Here is a 15,229-nt window from a genome sequence, read left to right on the forward strand (position 1 = left end):
AGGCGACTACTCCTCGGTCCCGGTGGTGGAGGTTCCGACGGCCGCCCCCTGGCCTTCCAGGAGGGCGGTGTAGGCGGCTGAGGTCACCGCGAGATGGTCGTGGGAGCCCTGGCCGACGACCCTTCCCTCGTCCAGAACGACGATGTGGTCGGCCTCACGAACGGTGGAGAGCCGGTGTGCCACGACGACGACCGCCCGGTCCGCGGCGAGGCGGCGGACGGTATCGCGCAGGCGGTTCTCGTTCACGCCGTCGAGTTGGGAGGACGGCTCATCCAGGAGGACGAGCGGTGTGTCCGCGGCGATGGCGCGAGCCAGCGCCAGCCGCTGGCGCTGGCCACCGGACAGGTCGGTCTCGCCTCCCAGCACGGTGTCGAGGCCGGCGGGCAGGTCCCGGACCGCCTCGGCCAGGCCGACCTCGGACAGCACGGCGTAGAGTTCGTCGTCGGCACGGCCGCTGGCCGCACCGAGCAGAAGGTTCTTCCGCACGGTGTCGGACAGGAGGGTGAACGACTGGTCGACGTAGGTGATCCGCCTCCGCAGGTCGGACAAGTCCGTGGCGGTGGTGGCCCGGCCCAGGACGCTCACCGTGCCGGTGGTCGGGACCATGAACCGTTCGATCAATCCGAGCACCGTGCTCTTGCCCGCTCCGGAGCGGCCGACGACGGCGGTCAGACCGCGCCTGGGCACGTCGATGTCGGCCCCGGACAGTGCAGGGCGGCCGTCGTAGGCGTAGTCGACCCCCTCGAAACGGACGGCAGGAGCGTCGTCGGACTCGGGCCGAGTCCCGGGGCGGTCGTCGTCTCCTTCCAACGGCAGGGACAGGACCCCGTTGAAGCGCTGCTGGGCCACCAGCCCCGCCTGGATGGTGGTCATACTGGTCGCGGCCATGAGGATCGGGGCTGCCAGCTGCAGCATGTAGAGCAGAAAGGCCGCGAAGGTGGCCATGTCGAGCTGGCCCTCGAGCACCCGGACCCCGCCCGCGATGATCACGACGACCAATGCGACCTGCTGGCCGAAGGTGATGGTGGGCACGACCAAGGACTCGAGCCGCGCAGCCTTGAGTTCCAGACCGCGCACGTGTTCGGCGACACGGGCGAGCTCGTCGCCGATGCGCTTCTCGGCGCGGCCGGCCTTGATGACCGTCACGGCGTCCAGAGCGGCGACGAACCTCTCCGACATGGTTCCGATGTCTCCCTGCACGGCCGTGTAGATGCGGCGCAGAGCGCGGAAGACCCCGACGACGAGAGCGGACGCGATGGCGAACGCCGCCACGGTCATCAGGAGCAGGCTGACGTCCAGTACAGCCATCAGCACGACAGTTCCGATGAGGTTGACCGCGGCCATCGGCAGCTGCAGACCGGTCTCCACCGCGGCCTTGATCCGGGCGGAGTCGGAGGTCAGCCGGGCGGCCAGGTCGCCGGAGCCGATCTGCTTGATCCTTCCGACCCAGGTGCCCAGGCTGTGCCGCATCACGCGTTCCCTGGCCCCGAGGATGACCGCGTTGCCGACGACCTGCAGCTGGTAGGTGGCGAGTGCGTTGGCCACGGCCCCGATCAGGGCGGCCGCGACCATGGCCGCCACCCACGCTGCCACGGCGGGGCCCTGTCCGAAGTCATCGATCACCTGGGCCATGAGGATGGGCAGGGCAAGGGTTCCGCCGGTCGAGAGCAGGGCCAGGACGACCACGGACGCGATGCGGCCCCGGTACGAGAGCAGCTCCGACACCACGTCGAACCCGGCGGGCGGCGGAACCGCGTCCGCCGCGTCGGAGGCCCGCTTCTCCGTGGCGGGTTCCTTCGAGTCGCTCATGACACCACCGTGAATTCCAGGAGGGAGCGGACCTCGGTCCCAGGGCCCCGCCACGACAGCTGCAGCCCGGCGCCCTCGGCGATACGGACCAGTTCCGACGTGGTCCGCGCGGGAGTGGTGACCGTTGCCGAGATGTACAGGTCGGCCGCGGTGGAGGCCGGATCGTCGGTGGCCGCACCGGCTTCGGGCAGGTTGACTTCGGACAGGAGTACCCGTCCGTCGGGCGCCGCGGCCTCGGCGACCGTGCGCAGGATCCGCTGCGCCTCCTCGTCGGTCCAGTCCGCGAGGATCGCGGACAGCAGGTAGACGTCGGATCCGGTGGGGATCCGGTCGAAAAAGCTCGCCTCGGTCGCCTCGCCCCGGCTGTCCAGTCCCGCTGCGGCCAGGCGCCGCCGCGCGGCGGCGACCGCGTTGGGGAGGTCCACCACTCGGCCGTTCAGGTGGCCGTGCTTGCGCAGCAGTTCGATGAGCAGGGATCCGGTACCGCCGCCGACGTCGGTGACATGGGTCGCCGACTTCCAGGGGTAGGAGTCGATGATGAGCTCGGCATCCCAGCCCACACCCGAGCCCAGGACGGCTTCGAGGGATTCGGCGTAGGCAGGATTGCGCTGCACGTCGGACCAGAAGTCCGTGCCGAAGACCTTTTCATAGGACGGACGTCCGGTGCGCATGGTGTGCACGAGATCCATCGTCCCGAGGTCGGCACGACCGAGGACGCCGTCGGCGTCCAGCATGGCGCGGATGCTCAGAGGGCCGTCGGAGCGGAGCAGCTCGCCGAGTTCGGTCAGCGTGTAGTGGTCGCCGTCCGTGCGCTCGAAGAGCCCGAGAGCGGCCAGGTAGCGCAGCAATCTGGTCAGGCGGTCCGGATCGGCCGAGACCAGGTCGGCCAGGTCCGCCGCGGCGGTGGTGCCGGCGGCGATCGGGTCTGCTAGACGCAGGGTGGCTGCCGCCCTTATGGCAGCGGGGCGGAGTGTTCCGGCCATGTCGAACAGGGTTCGGACCGCCTCCTCCGCGCTGGTCGAGGGCTGAGTGGACACTCGTCTGGCTCCTTCTGATCGGCGGAGACGGTCCCGCCCGGATCGCACTCGGCCGCCGTGGACCTGAGCGGGACGGCTTGCGGTCTCAGACCCCCGTGTCGCTCGGTGCCAATCAGCACGGGGGCGGGCGTGCGGGCACGCTGCAACGGATCGGGCGCTCGGGCCCCACGGGCGGGCGCCGCCCCATTCGGCGGTCCGGCCTGCCGGCCGACCAGCAGGGGCACGGTCTGACACCGGAACTCGACTGCTTCCGGCGGCGGTCGTGCGCACCTGCTGGCGGCTGCGGAGCCGGGCCGAGCCCTACCGGCCCGGCGCGTCCCATGGGGCGTTGGAAACGCCCATGCGTGCTAGCAGTGGATGACGACCGTGTACGAAACGTTGAAGCACGGCACCGAGCTGGCCGACGCGCACGGCAGGGTGGTCGCCGGCGCCTCGGAGGCAGCGTCTGCCGACAGCTCCTCAGCGGACACGTAGGAGTCGTAGGAGCCGATGAGCTCCATCACGGAGGTGTTCTTCTCGTCACTCATAAACTCTTCCTGATCGTCGGGTCGAATCGTCCGGTTGAAAGGCCGGACTGGAGGTGTACTCGAATACGCCCCCAGGGAGCTTTTCAACCTCTTCAGGGTGAATCCAGGTTGCGGAACGGGGCCGTGGGATCGATGCCCGCCGCGGTGTACTCCTCGACAAGGGCTCGGTCGAGGGCGACGTCCTCCGTCGCTTCGCGGATCAGCGCCCGTGCGGTCACCGACGCCCGGTGCTGCCCGAAGCTGAGTCCGCGCATCCGGGGCCTGGAGTCGTCGGGTTCCCACGCGAGCGCGAGCCCGGGGGCGAGCTCCCGGGCGAACACGGAGGTGTCGGGGCGCAGGCCCGGCAGTCCCGTGAGCCTTTCGGCGAGGAGCGCGGGTACCTCGTCGAAGCCTTCGGTCAGATACACGACGAGCGCGTCGCGCCGCGGGTAGAGCGCGTGGGATGAGAGGACCTTGGCCAGGTAGCCGGTTCCACGGGCCTCCATGGCCTCCAAGACGCTCTCCCAGGCGGGGTAGGCCGACGCCGGGTCGCGAAAGTGCGCGTACAGGCGCAGGCGCGGCTGCCCCTCCACGGGTGTGGAACCGCTGGCCAGGAAGAACCCGGGGGAGACGGCGGGGCGGCCCGCAGGAACACGCAGAACGGCTCGGGTCCCCGGGGGACCGTCCGCCCCCTCGACGAGGTCGGACGTGTCGGCCCAGACCCGGACGCCTCCCCGCAGCACGAGTACCTGGCCCGGTGCCGGGGAGGGGACTCCCGCGGAGTCGGCCAGCACGACCTCGTCCAGGGTGGTCCGGTGCGGGAGCGCGTCGGCGAACATCCGGTCGAGTTCGGGGTCGCGGAGTGTGTAGGGGCGTTCATCCTCGCCCGATGGCCCCGATGAATGGAGTGTGTTGTAGAGGGCGGTGGACAGTGCTCCCCGCAGTTCGGACGGGCGCTCGGCCTCCACGAGCCGGCCAGACACGTCGGCTTGCGCCCGGTCCGGGGCGACGCTGACGCCGGCGAGTGCCTCCAGGAGGCGCGGGCAGAGCGCGTGCTCAGTGTCAGCGGTCATGTGCGGTTCCCCCTCAGCCCGATGACCGACGTGAACCGATCGGGGCGGATGAGAGCCGCGCGGCCGACGCCGGCCGCCGCCCGTTCGATCCCGGTCAGGCGGTTGGTCCGGCTCGCGGAGGCGAGGAGCCGATCGAGCAGGTGCCATCCGGCGTGGGCCGTGGCTCGTCGCGGAAGGTCGGGGTCGGCCCGGGTGTGCTGTTCCCGGTAGGCGTTCCAGAAGCGCTCCACGAGTGGGCGCACCCGGGTCAGGTTGGCCGCGCCGCGCTCCATGACGTCCTCGTGGGTCAGATCCGCGTCGCGGAAGGCGGATCCGGCGGGGGCCGAGACGATGTCCAGTACCGCCCTTTGCAACCACTGGCCCGCGTAGTTGCCGACGTCGCGCGCCGGGTCGGTGAGGCGGAACTCCTCCCAGTCGCTGACGTACAAGGCCCCCTCACTGACGAGGAACTGGTCGAGCCGCAGGTCGCCGTGGGAGGGAACCGCTGGGTTCCCGGGCTCGGCGGAGCACAGTTCGGTGATGGCCCGGACCAGCGGCGCGTCCTGTTGCAGCATCCTCCAGGCGTCCACCTCGGCGGTGGTGAGAGAGTCGTACATGCCGCGCGGAAGGCCTGTGAACATGCGGGGATCGGGCATGTGCGGCTGCGACGCGTCCAGGTCGGCGAGGTGATGGCGGGCTCCGGCGTGCACGGTTCCCAGCGCGCGTCCCGCCAGTTCAGCAAGGGACGCGTCGAACCGGTCGTCGGCCGCGAGTTCGGCGCCCGTCCGGGCGTCGCCCACGTAGCCGAACACGCACAGTCCCGTGTCCGTTTCGCTGGAGAGAAGTTCCGGCGCGTTCAACGACCCGGGACCCGTCTCCTGACGGAAACGTTCGAAGGCACGCATCCGTTCGATGCGTTCGGAGATGTAGCGGTTGTTTCCGGTCAGGCGTTTGACGAAAACGCGTATTCCTGATTCAGAAGGTCCCAACCAGATATCGTTGCGCCCTGGCGACGTGGCGACCTCGGACCGGACCAAGGGGCCGAATCCCAGCCGCTCGAGGAGCGCGTCGACTTCGGGTGCCCCAGCGAGATCGACAGGAGTGTACCGCGCCAATTTTCGTGTCGTCTTCACAGCCGTATTCACCTGCACATGATCGAGCGCATGGCCGAATTTGTACTCGTCGCGGTGCGTTCGCCGAAGCCGGATCGTATCTGCTCGACTCCGCGGATCAGAGTGCGATCGGGTACTCCAGTCCCGGTTTACTCATTCGGCGGTCATCAACGTTCAAGGTCCGATTGCATCGGATCTCGGTCGGCTGTTGTTCAGAACTATCTTGTGAATATTTGAACAAGAAGACAGCGTAACCTTCCGAATCTCGGCGCGGCAAGACCGAGAGGCGGCGCGGCATCACATATGGACATGCGCTCCACGGGTCTGCGCAGCAGTTTTCTTCTCAACGAACCCGTTGGCCGAATCCGGACAACACGCCGTCGGAGGCGCAATCCTGCAGGGAGATCGACGCATCGGCGGCAGGGGGACCGGAGCGGCCTCAGGGTGGTTTGAAAGTCCGGGTGCCGTGGTACGGCGACCGTCCCAGTGCTGCAGCGATCCAGGAGCAGCCCCTACCCGCGGCGGCCGAGCCCGCGACATCGGGGCCGGCGACTCCTACACCTCTGACCTCCAGGGACTCCGTTGCCCTGCCGGCGGACGCGGCCGCACTCGCGAGCCGCCGCCCCTGCGGTCCCGGGCCGCGCCCCGCGGCCGGAAGGGGCGTCGTCACCCGCTCCGATGCGTCCCGGACCGACCGTCCGGTGCGAGGCGGTGGTGGCCGGCGCCCGATGGTTGGAGGCGACCGGGCAGTCGTCGTCCGACAACCTCCCACCGAATTTTCACCCGGTTCGTGAGCACGAACCGACTCCAGTCGGCCGCGCAGTTTCTCCGTCCACGTTTGCGCGGCTTCCCTATTCGTAGTGAACGGACCGGGCCACGTTCATCGGGGCGTACACGGCGGCGGCCGCTCGGGCGCCCTCGTCCGCGTCGATCAGCGCAAGGGGACCGACTGCCGACTGCCGCCCCCGCAAGGAAGACCACCGTTTTTCCAGGAAGGCGAGCCGCTCCCCAGCTTTCGGTTCCCGCGCTCCAGTCTGCATTCTCGGTCGGAGGCACTGGAATCCGGCTGACGGAGGGGGATGTGCTCTCGATTGTGACGCTCACCCGTTTCCGGAAACGATATCAGCGAGGGCCACGGCTTCGAATCGCGAGCCATGCTGCGACCTCTCAACGCGGCATGAGCGTGCAATGCAGTCGAGTTCTCCGCGCCCAGGTTGCCGAGGGCACGCACGATGCTCGGCATGATTGCAGTCAGCTCGTGGGCGGCCATCCTTTTATACCCGGAGCGGAGCGGTCGATGGTCTCGGGAGCCCCAGCCGGTGGCGGAGCGCTGCACCGAATGCGGGTGTCCGGCGTCCACGCCTCAATCCCCGGTGGGATTCCCCCTTTCCAGCAGCTGTTTTGCTTTTATGTGGCTGATGACGAACGCGGGGTGACCGACGACGCCGTGCCACCTGATGGCCGGCAGCGGGGAAGCAGAGCCCGCAAATGAGGTGGCCAGGGAGGCGCCCAAGCCTGTGGCCGCCGATGTTCGCGTCGGGCCCGGTTGAGCCGTGTTCCGGTTTCGCGAGTACGTCAGGCTCCTTCACGAGTGGACTCAGCGGAGTGCCGTCCGTGACGGCGGCCCGTGCCCCGCCGGGTGAACGGGGCGCGGGCCGCCGCCCCCTTGCCAGGTAGTGCCAGAAAGTGCTTTTGCCTGCAGTTTTGCCTCGGCCGACCGCCGCGCGCTCGGGACCCGTGCCCGAGCCTGGACCTGCCCACCGTGTCCGGAGACGTCGCTCGGCGTCCTCGTGGAGGCCGGGCGGGTTCGTTCGCCCAGCCGCGCTCCGACCAAGATGTGATGCCCCGACCCGCGATATTCCGGAATATTCCCGGAACTACTTGACGTCGAGTGCGTTATCGCTCACATTCAGCGGCAAGGGCAGCGACGCCCCCGACCTTCCGGGTGGGTCCTGTCGCGTGGGAGTCACGTCCAGGCATGCGGCAGGCCATCCAGAGGAATGTTAGCGCTAACAATCAAAGTGCCGGCCTACGGCTCGCGCTGGCCCCTCCGGGGCCGTGCAGCTCCAGGCCCCGAGAGGAAGGACCGTGTCTACGTTGAGTAGGTCTCCGAATGCGCCGCGCTTGCGACTGCGAGGACGGTTCCTGCGAGCCGTCCTCGCAGTCGTGATGGTCATGGTGGTCGGCAGTGCAGGCACCGTGGTCGAACCGACACCCGCCGCGGCCGCGACAGTCGACACCAACGCGTTGTACGTGCTGGTGAACCGCGAGAGCGGCAAAGCGTTGGACGTGTACAACCGGGCCACCGACAACGGGGCGCGGATCACCCAGTGGCCCCGGAACGACCAGCACCAGCAGCAGTGGCGCTTCGTCGACTCCGGCGACGGCTACTACCGTCTGCAATCACGGATCTCGGACAAGGTGCTCGACGTCCACAACTGGTCGACCGCCAACGGTGCCGACATCGTCCAATGGACCGACTACAACCAGGCCAACCAACAGTTCCGGCTGGAAGACTCGCCCGGCGGCTACGTCCGGTTGATCAACCGGCACAGCGGCAAGGCCGTAGAGGTAGAGGGCGCCTCGCACGCTGACGGTGCCGACATCGTGCAGGCCGACGACTCGGGTGGCGACCACCAGCAGTGGCGACTCGTCCAGGTCGACGACGACGGGGCGGATGACACGTGCGCTCTTCCCTCGACGTACGACTGGACATCGACCGGCCCGCTGGCGCAGCCGAGGCAGGGATGGGCTTCGCTCAAGGACTTCACCCACGCGCCCTACAACGGACAGCATCTCGTCTATGCGACGAACCACGATATGGGATCGTCATGGGGCTCGATGAACTTCGACCTCTTCAACAACTGGTCCGGCATGGACTCGGCCGGCCAGAACCCGATGCCCTTCGCCGCCGTCGCACCGACTCTCTTCTACTTCGCTCCCGGGGACGTCTGGGTGCTCGCCTACCAGTGGGGCGGCCCCTCCTTCTCCTACCGGACCTCAACCGATCCCGCCGACGTGAACAGCTGGTCGCAGGCGCAGACCCTCTTCGACGGAAGCATCGGCGACTCCTCCACAGGGCCCATCGATCAGGCGCTCATCGGCGACAGTTCGGACATGTACCTGTTCTTCGCCGGAGACAACGGCAGGATCTACAGGGACAGCATGCCTATCGGCGACTTCCCGGGCAGCTTCGGCTCGACCTCGACGACCATCATGTCCGACAACACCAACGACCTGTTTGAAGGGGTCCAGGTCTACAACGTTGAGGGCCAGGACCAGTACCTCATGATCGTCGAAGCGATCGGCGCGCAAGGAGACCGCTACTTCCGCTCGTTCACAGCCGACAGCCTGGACGGCACGTGGACACCGCAGGCCACCACCGAAAGCAACCCCTTCGCCGGCCAGGCCAACAGCGGCGCCACCTGGACCGACGACATCAGCCACGGCGAGCTTGTCCGCACCGACCCCGATCAGACCATGACCGTCGATCCCTGCAACATGCAGTTCCTCTACCAGGGGCGCTCCCCCGAGTCCGGCGGCGACTACGGTCTCCTGCCGTATCGGCCGGGTCTGCTGACACTGCAGCGCTGACAGGCAGCGTCGGACTGCGGGAGTCGGCTCGTCGCCGGTGGCGACGTTGAGCGCTTCCTTACACGAGAGGATGCGGTGGCGCAGGTCGGATCCGGAGCGTCGCCCTGCAAAGGCAGGGTCTCTGCGGTGCACCCGCGGGTGGAGCCGCCGTTCGCTCTCCCGTCGATCCCACCGACGGGCGCGCCACCGCATCCGCCAACCGCTCGGTATAGCGAATCACCCCATACCGGCTTCCAGTTGGCGGCGCAGCCTGCACACTCTCAAGAAAGCCGAGCGCCAGTGGATCGTGGAGACCGGTTCCGCGGCTCGGTGAGTACGAGCGTGCGGCCGGTGCGAAGGGAGGTGCGGTGGGGGAGCGGGAGAGAGATCGTCTCCCAGCCGTCTCCGCAGAAGCGGACGGGAACGGAAAAAGGCCGCCGAAGCGGCCTCTGACCTGCGATGTTGCTGGTGGGCGATACAGGATTCGAACCTGTGACCTCTACCGTGTCAAGGTAGCGCTCTAACCAACTGAGCTAACCGCCCTGGTTCGCACCGGAGTGCGAAGCGGGTGGAGGCGGAGACGGGAATCGAACCCGTGTACAGGGATTTGCAGTCCCTTGCCTAAGCCACTCGGCCACTCCGCCGCGAGCCGTGACCGAGGCGCTTGCTCGTCCCCTTACGGCTACTCCGAGCGGACGACGGGATTCGAACCCGCGACCCTCACCTTGGCAAGGTGATGCTCTACCAGCTGAGCCACGTCCGCGAGGCCATGGGCGGACCCATGGTCTACCGTGCATCGTTCGCACGCCGAGCGGACGACGGGATTCGAACCCGCGACCCTCACCTTGGCAAGGTGATGCTCTACCAGCTGAGCCACGTCCGCGCGGAGGAAGGCTTCCCGTTCGGCGGGCGCCTCCTTCGCTGTGGTTAGGACTCTATCGGATAACCCGCGTGCACACGAAATCGAATCCGCACGCAGGAGGGGCGGGAGGGAAGGCGGTGCGGGCTCGCGGCACCGCCCGGGGGAGCGGCTGGGAGGGGGTCAGCGCTCGACGTGGGCAGGGGTGGTGGGCATGTCGGGGCGGGGCGGAGCTGCCAGGTACTGGCCGACGCGCTCGATCACCTTGTTCATCTCATAGGCGACGAGACCGACGTCGCACTCGGTGTCGGAGAGCAGCGCCATGCACGCGCCCTCCCCGGCGGCGGCGACGAACAGGAAGGCGTCGTCCATCTCGATGATGGTCTGGCGGATCCCGCCCGCGCTGAACTGCTTGCCGGCCCCCGTCGCCAGGCTGTGCAGGCCGGAGGTGATCGCGGCCAGATGCTCGGCGCTGGCGCGGTCCAACCGGCTGGACGAGGCCATGAGCAGTCCGTCAGTGGACAGGACGATGGCGTGCCGGGCTCCCTGCGCGCGGGTGAGGAGGTCGTCGAGCAGCCAACTCAACTCGCCTGGGGCGGTGCTCTGTGGGGTCATAGCTCTCTTGATCCGTCGTCGTCTCGGCCGGACCGCGCCGATCCCCGGTCAAGGGGCGCGCACGCGTCCGCGGAACCCCCCGGGGTGAGGGTCCTCATAAGCGTTGCCCAGATGATAGCCATTCGTAACCCACCCAGTTGCTCTGCTGCGGCGTGTCGGACGGGTGACCACTTAGTGCGATAGGACGGGTACCGGTGCGATTCGCTACGTTACCCGTGGTGGCCGGTACGCATAGGGGTGCGGCCAAAGTTGGTCACGGCTCTTGCCTCTCTTCGCGCCGCCGGGACCCGGACGGGGTGACATCGGCACACCGACGCGGCGCGCCCGCCTCCTGCCGAGCGGGGTGGCAGGATCTGGAGGCACACGGATCGGTGCGGTGCACGCGGGTGAGGCGGCAGCGGCGCCGGCCGCGCCCGCACCGGCGCCGCCGCGTCCGGCGCGGGCCGCGCAGTGCAGCCGCGGCGACCAGCACGAAGGAGGAATCGATCATGCGGGTGTGGATCGCCGGCGCGGGATTCGGCCGGGGTAGGGTCGTTGACGAGAGCGAAGCCCTGATCCCGGTCCTGGACCACGGGATCACGGTGGGAGACGGGGTCTTCGAGACCGTCAAGGGCATCGCCGGGCAGCCGTTCGCGCTGTCGCGGCACCTCGGGCGGCTGGCCCGCTCCGCTGCCGGGCTGGGACTGCCGGCGCCCGACCTCGACCTCGTCGCCGGCGGCGTGCGGGAGGCGGTCGACGCCAATCCCGGGATCGAGCGCTCCCGCATCCGCATCACGGTGACCGGCGGCCCGGGCCCGCTGGGGTCGGACCGCACGCCGGGAGAGCTGACGTGCGTGGTGGCGGTGGCCCCGCTCAGCCCCGTCACCCCAACCGTGAACGTGGCCGCGGTGCCCTGGACGCGCAACGAGAACGGAGCGCTGACCGGGCTGAAGACGACCTCCTACGCCGAGAACGTGCTGGCGCTGGAGTACGCGCGCGAGCGCGGCGCCGGGGAGGCGGTCTTCGCCAACACCGCCGGCGACCTCTGTGAAGGCACCGGCAGCAACGTCTTCGTCGTCCTGGACGGCCACCTGCTCACCCCGCCGTTGTCGGCGGGACCGCTGGCGGGTATCACCCGCGAACTGGTGCTGGAGTGGGCCGGGGGCGCCGAGGTCGACGTCGCGATGGCCGACCTCGACCGGGTGTCGGAGGCGTTCCTGACCTCCTCGGGCCGCGACGTGCAGCCCATCAGGGCGATCGACGGCCGGGAGCTGCCCGCCGCCCCGGGCCCGGTGACACGCAAGACCATGGACGTGTTCGTGGATCGCGGTGCGTCCGACATCGACCCCTGAGGGGGCGGGCGCAGCGCCGCCGGCTGCGGGACGCGGTGCGCTCGCGCGAGCCCTGCCGCCGGAGGCGGGGGCGCAGGCCGCCCCGATCGCCGATGCGGGGATCTCCTCGCGCGGAGGCGCGGACGGCGCGTCGGCAGCGGCCGGGGACGGCCGCCCGCCTGGCCGTCCTTCGAGGGCCTGTCCGGCTCCCCGGGGCTCGGCGGGCGTGCGGCGCCGCGGCGTGCGGTCGTTGGACCGCGCGGCCTCAGGACTGCAGGTGGCGCTCGATCTCGGAGTCGAGGTCGACGTAGTCGCCCTCCTGGCCGGCAGGCACGATCTCGTAGGTGCGGTGCAGGAACTCGGCCAGAGGCGACACCTCGGCGTCGAACTGCGCCTGCCCGAACGGCGAGGACAGCGCGATGCTGACGGTGCGCTCGCCGGAGCCTTTCTCGGGCCAGACCCGCACGTCGCCGTCGCCCGCGGGACGCACGATGCCCACGGTCAGCAGTTCGCGCGCGAAGATCCACTCGACGGGCTCGTCCTCGCCGGTGTGGAAGGCGACCTTGATCGCGTACGGGTCGTCGGCCGTGTAGTCCAGCCGAGCGACCAGAGGAACGGCCGTGCGGTCGGGGACCACGAGCCGAAGCCCAAGCTCGGCGCTGGCAGTGGTGCCGCTACTGTTCATGTTCGCCAAACCTTTTTCTCGTCCGGCCCCGGGTGCGGGAGCGGGTTCGTTGCCGTCTCGACCGCTCCAACGCGGCCGCGGGCGGTCTATGACGGTCAACCGGCGGATTCTTCTCGCCGGCGGGGTGACTTGGAGTGCGGTTGACGATCCATATGCCGCCACCAGATCCTCCGCCACTGTAATGAGCTGCAGAAACCAGGAATTTCCCGATGATCTGTGCGGCACGTCACGGGGATGCCCGGGTCGGGGACGTCCCGAGCTGCCCTCGGCTGCCGGATGCCCGTCTTTGCCGGGCTTTCGTCGCTTTGCCCCTGATTGAATACAGCCATGGCTCCGCTTGATGAGACGTTGGTCACAGTCGCTTCGTTCCCCCCGGGGAGACTGCATCATCCACTCTGACGGATGCGCTAGAGTCTTCAGTGTTCGCCCCGCAGAGAGCGGGACACCTTCGGGCGATTAGCTCAGTTGGCTAGAGCGCGTCGTTCACACCGACGAGGTCACTGGTTCGAGTCCAGTATCGCCCACCCGTGTGATGTCTGCGGGACATCGTGGATGAGCCGGGCCCATGTCTGGGGTCCGGCTTTCTGTTTTTGGGGTGGCCGACCGGTCTGCGGAGCGGCCGCTGATCGCGTGCGGTACCGGCAGTCGGTTCGCGGAGGACTTCGCCTGTTCCGGGCTCGGCGATGACGGTCACGCGGCCCCCTTTCCGGACACCGTCCGCCCCAGACCAGAAGGCGCGCGTGCGTGCCCGGCGCCGCAGATGGCCGACGCACCCCCAGGATGTCCGAATCCAGGCGCCCCGAGCGGGCGGATGCGACTCGTCTGCTCAGTCGGAGTCGGGGGCGGGGTGCAGCGCCGATGCGGAGTGGTCGCGCTCTCGGCGGTGCTGCTGCGCCTTGTGGACGGCGCGCTCCCTGGCGCGGTGCGCCCACGAGCGCGCGTACCGCAGCAGCCCTCGTGCCCAGGCGAACTCGGTGGCCAGAATGGCGAGTCCGAGGATGATGCCGGCCACGCCCGGTCCCGGAGTGACGCACATCACGATTCCGGCGAGGAGTACGACCAGGCCCACGGCCGCGACGACCGTCCGCCAGGTCAGGCTGAGTACCGGATGGGCGTGCATGCGCATCCGCCAGATGCGCAGCCGGACGCGGAACCTGCGCCACCGACGTGAGGGCCGACGCGCGCGGGCCATGGGGGATGCCGCCGGGTCCGGGTGGCCAGCGCCGCTCAAGGGGCTCGGAGACATGCGCCTACGATATCCATCGGATCAAGGGCGGGTAACGGGGCCGCCAGAACAAATCCGAAGCCCTCTACCGGGCGGCTGATGCTGTCATCGCACAACTCCGCGCTCCGCCGCCGCCCGGCGGGGCTGGAGCCGCCGATCCCCGCGCGCCGCATCAGCCCGCCGCGGGGTCGGCGCCGACCGGCTGCGCGTCCTCATCGACCGGGTCGAGGCCGTAGATCCAGTCGGCGTTGGCCGACTCGGCCCGGCTCACCTCCCGCGCCCAGGCCTCGGGCGACCGGTCGCCCTCCGCCCGTAGAGCGTCCAATATGTCCTGGGAGACCGCGTCCAACCGGTCCGTGCGGCGCCGGCGCAGCCGGGCGTAGCGCTCCAGCGCGTCGCCGGCGGTCAGCGAGGTCGCGCTGCGCAGGCACGCCGCCAGTGCCACGGCGTCCTCGACCGCCTGGTTGGTCGCCTGAGCGAAGAAGGGGAGCGTGGGGTGGGCCGCGTCGCCCATCAGTGCGACCCTGCCGCACTGCCACACCGGCACGGGGGAGTGGTCGTACACCCCCCAGACGCCCACCCACTCGGCCGCGGAGACGAGCCCCAGCGCCGACGTGCTCCAGCCGCCGAACGCTGCGGTGAGGTCGCCGATGCGGTCGCGCGAGGTCCAGGAGTCGGGTTCGCCGGTTCCTGCGGGCACCGTCGCGCTGAAGCTCACCTTCTCTCCGCCGGCGACCGGAAAGCAGGAGATGTAGCGGTCGCCGCCCGTCCAGATCCGCACGCGCGCCTGCCCGCACACCTCGGGAGCGCTGGCGGCCGGAGCGAGGCCGCGGTAGAGCAGCCGCCGGGCCGGGCGGTAGCGCTCGGTGTTGAGCAGGCTGCGGATCAGCGAGTTGGCGCCGTCTGCGCCGACGGCGACGTCGCCGTGCACCTGGCGGCCGTCGGCGCAGCGTACGACGACCCCGTCGCTGTTCTCCAGCAGGTCGGTGACGTAGTGGCCGGTCCGCACGGTGTCGGCGGGGAGGGCGTCGTGCAGGGCGCGGTGCAGGTCGGCCCGAAGCAGGGCCAGAGTGGGGGCGCCATAGCGCGCGGACAGATCGCCGCCGAGCGGGGAGCGGGCGAGCAGGCGCTCGTCGTCCCAGCGCAGCAGGTCGCGGGACTCGGGGTACACGCCGGCGCGCTCAAGGGCCGGACCCAGGTCGAGCTCCCGCAGGGGCCGCAGAGCGTTGGGGGTCAGCTCCACGCCGGCACCGGCCGGGGCCGGGTCGGGTGCCTGCTCCAGGAGTGTGACGCCGATGCCGTCGCGGACCAGTGCGGCGGCAAGCGTCATCCCGGCTATGCCCGCCCCTACCACCACAACTCGCACGGGATCCTCCGCACCTGACTCGCTTCTGGCCTACCTGCTCCGGCGGGTACATGCCCGCCCGGAAGCCTTGCGGCACCCAA

General features: G+C 69.5%; 11 protein-coding genes and 5 tRNA genes. 3 read left to right on the top strand and 13 right to left on the bottom strand.

Translation table 11 applies throughout. The features are described 5' to 3' along the window. Positions 1-6: 6 nt before the first annotated feature. The 5 genes from RM446_RS02300 to lxmK form a co-directional block, all read right to left on the bottom strand. Positions 7-1,809 (bottom strand): ABC transporter ATP-binding protein, encoded by a 1,803-nt coding sequence (locus RM446_RS02300; RefSeq protein ID WP_311543374.1) that lies wholly within the window; start codon positions 1,807-1,809, stop codon positions 7-9. Further along, the gene (locus RM446_RS02305) at positions 1,806-2,846 is read right to left on the bottom strand and encodes a methyltransferase (protein ID WP_311543375.1); all 1,041 of its coding nucleotides are present in this window, start codon (positions 2,844-2,846) and stop codon (positions 1,806-1,808) included. The genes RM446_RS02300 and RM446_RS02305 overlap by 4 nt, the downstream gene beginning before the upstream one ends. 347 nt (positions 2,847-3,193) lie before the next feature. After that, positions 3,194-3,373 (bottom strand): LxmA leader domain family RiPP, encoded by a 180-nt coding sequence (locus RM446_RS02310; protein WP_311543376.1) that lies wholly within the window; start codon positions 3,371-3,373, stop codon positions 3,194-3,196. Between the two features lie 92 nt (positions 3,374-3,465). Next, positions 3,466-4,425 (bottom strand): T3SS effector HopA1 family protein, encoded by a 960-nt coding sequence (locus tag RM446_RS02315; RefSeq protein WP_311543378.1) that lies wholly within the window; start codon positions 4,423-4,425, stop codon positions 3,466-3,468. Continuing rightward, on the bottom strand, positions 4,422-5,555 hold the full coding sequence (lxmK, locus tag RM446_RS02320) for a class V lanthionine synthetase subunit LxmK (protein WP_311543379.1): 1,134 nt from the start codon (positions 5,553-5,555) through the stop codon (positions 4,422-4,424). The genes RM446_RS02315 and lxmK overlap by 4 nt, the downstream gene beginning before the upstream one ends. A gap of 2,130 nt (positions 5,556-7,685) precedes the next feature. Between lxmK and RM446_RS02325 the strand changes: the two genes are divergently transcribed. Then, positions 7,686-9,110 (top strand): non-reducing end alpha-L-arabinofuranosidase family hydrolase, encoded by a 1,425-nt coding sequence (locus RM446_RS02325; RefSeq protein ID WP_311543605.1) that lies wholly within the window; start codon positions 7,686-7,688, stop codon positions 9,108-9,110. A 445-nt stretch (positions 9,111-9,555) separates the two neighbouring features. On the opposite strand, the gene RM446_RS02330 is transcribed toward RM446_RS02325, so the two are convergent. From RM446_RS02330 to RM446_RS02350, 5 genes are all read right to left on the bottom strand, one after another. Then, positions 9,556-9,632, bottom strand: a tRNA-Val gene (locus RM446_RS02330). Between the two features lie 26 nt (positions 9,633-9,658). Further along, a tRNA-Cys gene (locus tag RM446_RS02335) sits at positions 9,659-9,733 on the bottom strand. Positions 9,734-9,779: 46 nt separating this feature from the next. Next, positions 9,780-9,852: transfer RNA gene (locus RM446_RS02340), tRNA-Gly, on the bottom strand. A gap of 47 nt (positions 9,853-9,899) precedes the next feature. Then, positions 9,900-9,972: transfer RNA gene (locus RM446_RS02345), tRNA-Gly, on the bottom strand. Between the two features lie 159 nt (positions 9,973-10,131). After that, complete coding sequence (locus RM446_RS02350; protein ID WP_311543380.1) at positions 10,132-10,563, bottom strand: roadblock/LC7 domain-containing protein; 432 nt, start codon at positions 10,561-10,563, stop codon at positions 10,132-10,134. Between the two features lie 488 nt (positions 10,564-11,051). Here RM446_RS02350 and RM446_RS02355 point away from each other — a divergent pair, with 488 nt between their 5' ends. After that, positions 11,052-11,894: an aminotransferase class IV gene (locus tag RM446_RS02355; protein WP_311543381.1), complete on the top strand. Its 843-nt coding sequence runs from the start codon at positions 11,052-11,054 to the stop codon at positions 11,892-11,894. Between the two features lie 244 nt (positions 11,895-12,138). On the opposite strand, the gene RM446_RS02360 is transcribed toward RM446_RS02355, so the two are convergent. Next, entirely contained in the window at positions 12,139-12,558 is a 420-nt protein-coding gene (locus RM446_RS02360) for an SsgA family sporulation/cell division regulator (protein WP_311543382.1), read from the bottom strand. A gap of 450 nt (positions 12,559-13,008) precedes the next feature. On the opposite strand from RM446_RS02360, the gene RM446_RS02365 reads away from it, so the two are divergent. Next, positions 13,009-13,082: transfer RNA gene (locus RM446_RS02365), tRNA-Val, on the top strand. A 302-nt stretch (positions 13,083-13,384) separates the two neighbouring features. On the opposite strand, the gene RM446_RS02370 is transcribed toward RM446_RS02365, so the two are convergent. Both RM446_RS02370 and RM446_RS02375 read right to left on the bottom strand, forming a co-directional pair. Beyond that, positions 13,385-13,804: a PGPGW domain-containing protein gene (locus tag RM446_RS02370; protein WP_311543383.1), complete on the bottom strand. Its 420-nt coding sequence runs from the start codon at positions 13,802-13,804 to the stop codon at positions 13,385-13,387. Positions 13,805-13,955: 151 nt separating this feature from the next. After that, on the bottom strand, positions 13,956-15,149 hold the full coding sequence (locus tag RM446_RS02375) for an FAD-dependent monooxygenase (RefSeq protein ID WP_311543384.1): 1,194 nt from the start codon (positions 15,147-15,149) through the stop codon (positions 13,956-13,958). Between the last annotated feature and the right edge of the window lie 80 nt (positions 15,150-15,229).

Source organism: Streptomonospora wellingtoniae (genome assembly GCF_031845375.1).
Classification (GTDB): Bacteria; Actinomycetota; Actinomycetes; order Streptosporangiales; family Streptosporangiaceae; genus Streptomonospora; species Streptomonospora wellingtoniae.

What these genes read in the sequence shown, in the direction of transcription:
- RM446_RS02300 (WP_311543374.1), bottom strand. Translation starts at nt 1,809, where the DNA reads ATGAGCGACTCGAAGGAACCCGCCACGGAGAAGCGGGCCTCCGACGCG.
- RM446_RS02310 (WP_311543376.1), bottom strand. Translation starts at nt 3,373, where the DNA reads ATGAGTGACGAGAAGAACACCTCCGTGATGGAGCTCATCGGCTCCTAC.
- RM446_RS02315 (WP_311543378.1), bottom strand. Translation starts at nt 4,425, where the DNA reads ATGACCGCTGACACTGAGCACGCGCTCTGCCCGCGCCTCCTGGAGGCA.
- RM446_RS02325 (WP_311543605.1), top strand. Translation starts at nt 7,686, where the DNA reads ATGGTCATGGTGGTCGGCAGTGCAGGCACCGTGGTCGAACCGACACCC.
- RM446_RS02350 (WP_311543380.1), bottom strand. Translation starts at nt 10,563, where the DNA reads ATGACCCCACAGAGCACCGCCCCAGGCGAGTTGAGTTGGCTGCTCGAC.
- RM446_RS02355 (WP_311543381.1), top strand. Translation starts at nt 11,052, where the DNA reads ATGCGGGTGTGGATCGCCGGCGCGGGATTCGGCCGGGGTAGGGTCGTT.
- RM446_RS02360 (WP_311543382.1), bottom strand. Translation starts at nt 12,558, where the DNA reads ATGAACAGTAGCGGCACCACTGCCAGCGCCGAGCTTGGGCTTCGGCTC.
- RM446_RS02370 (WP_311543383.1), bottom strand. Translation starts at nt 13,804, where the DNA reads ATGTCTCCGAGCCCCTTGAGCGGCGCTGGCCACCCGGACCCGGCGGCA.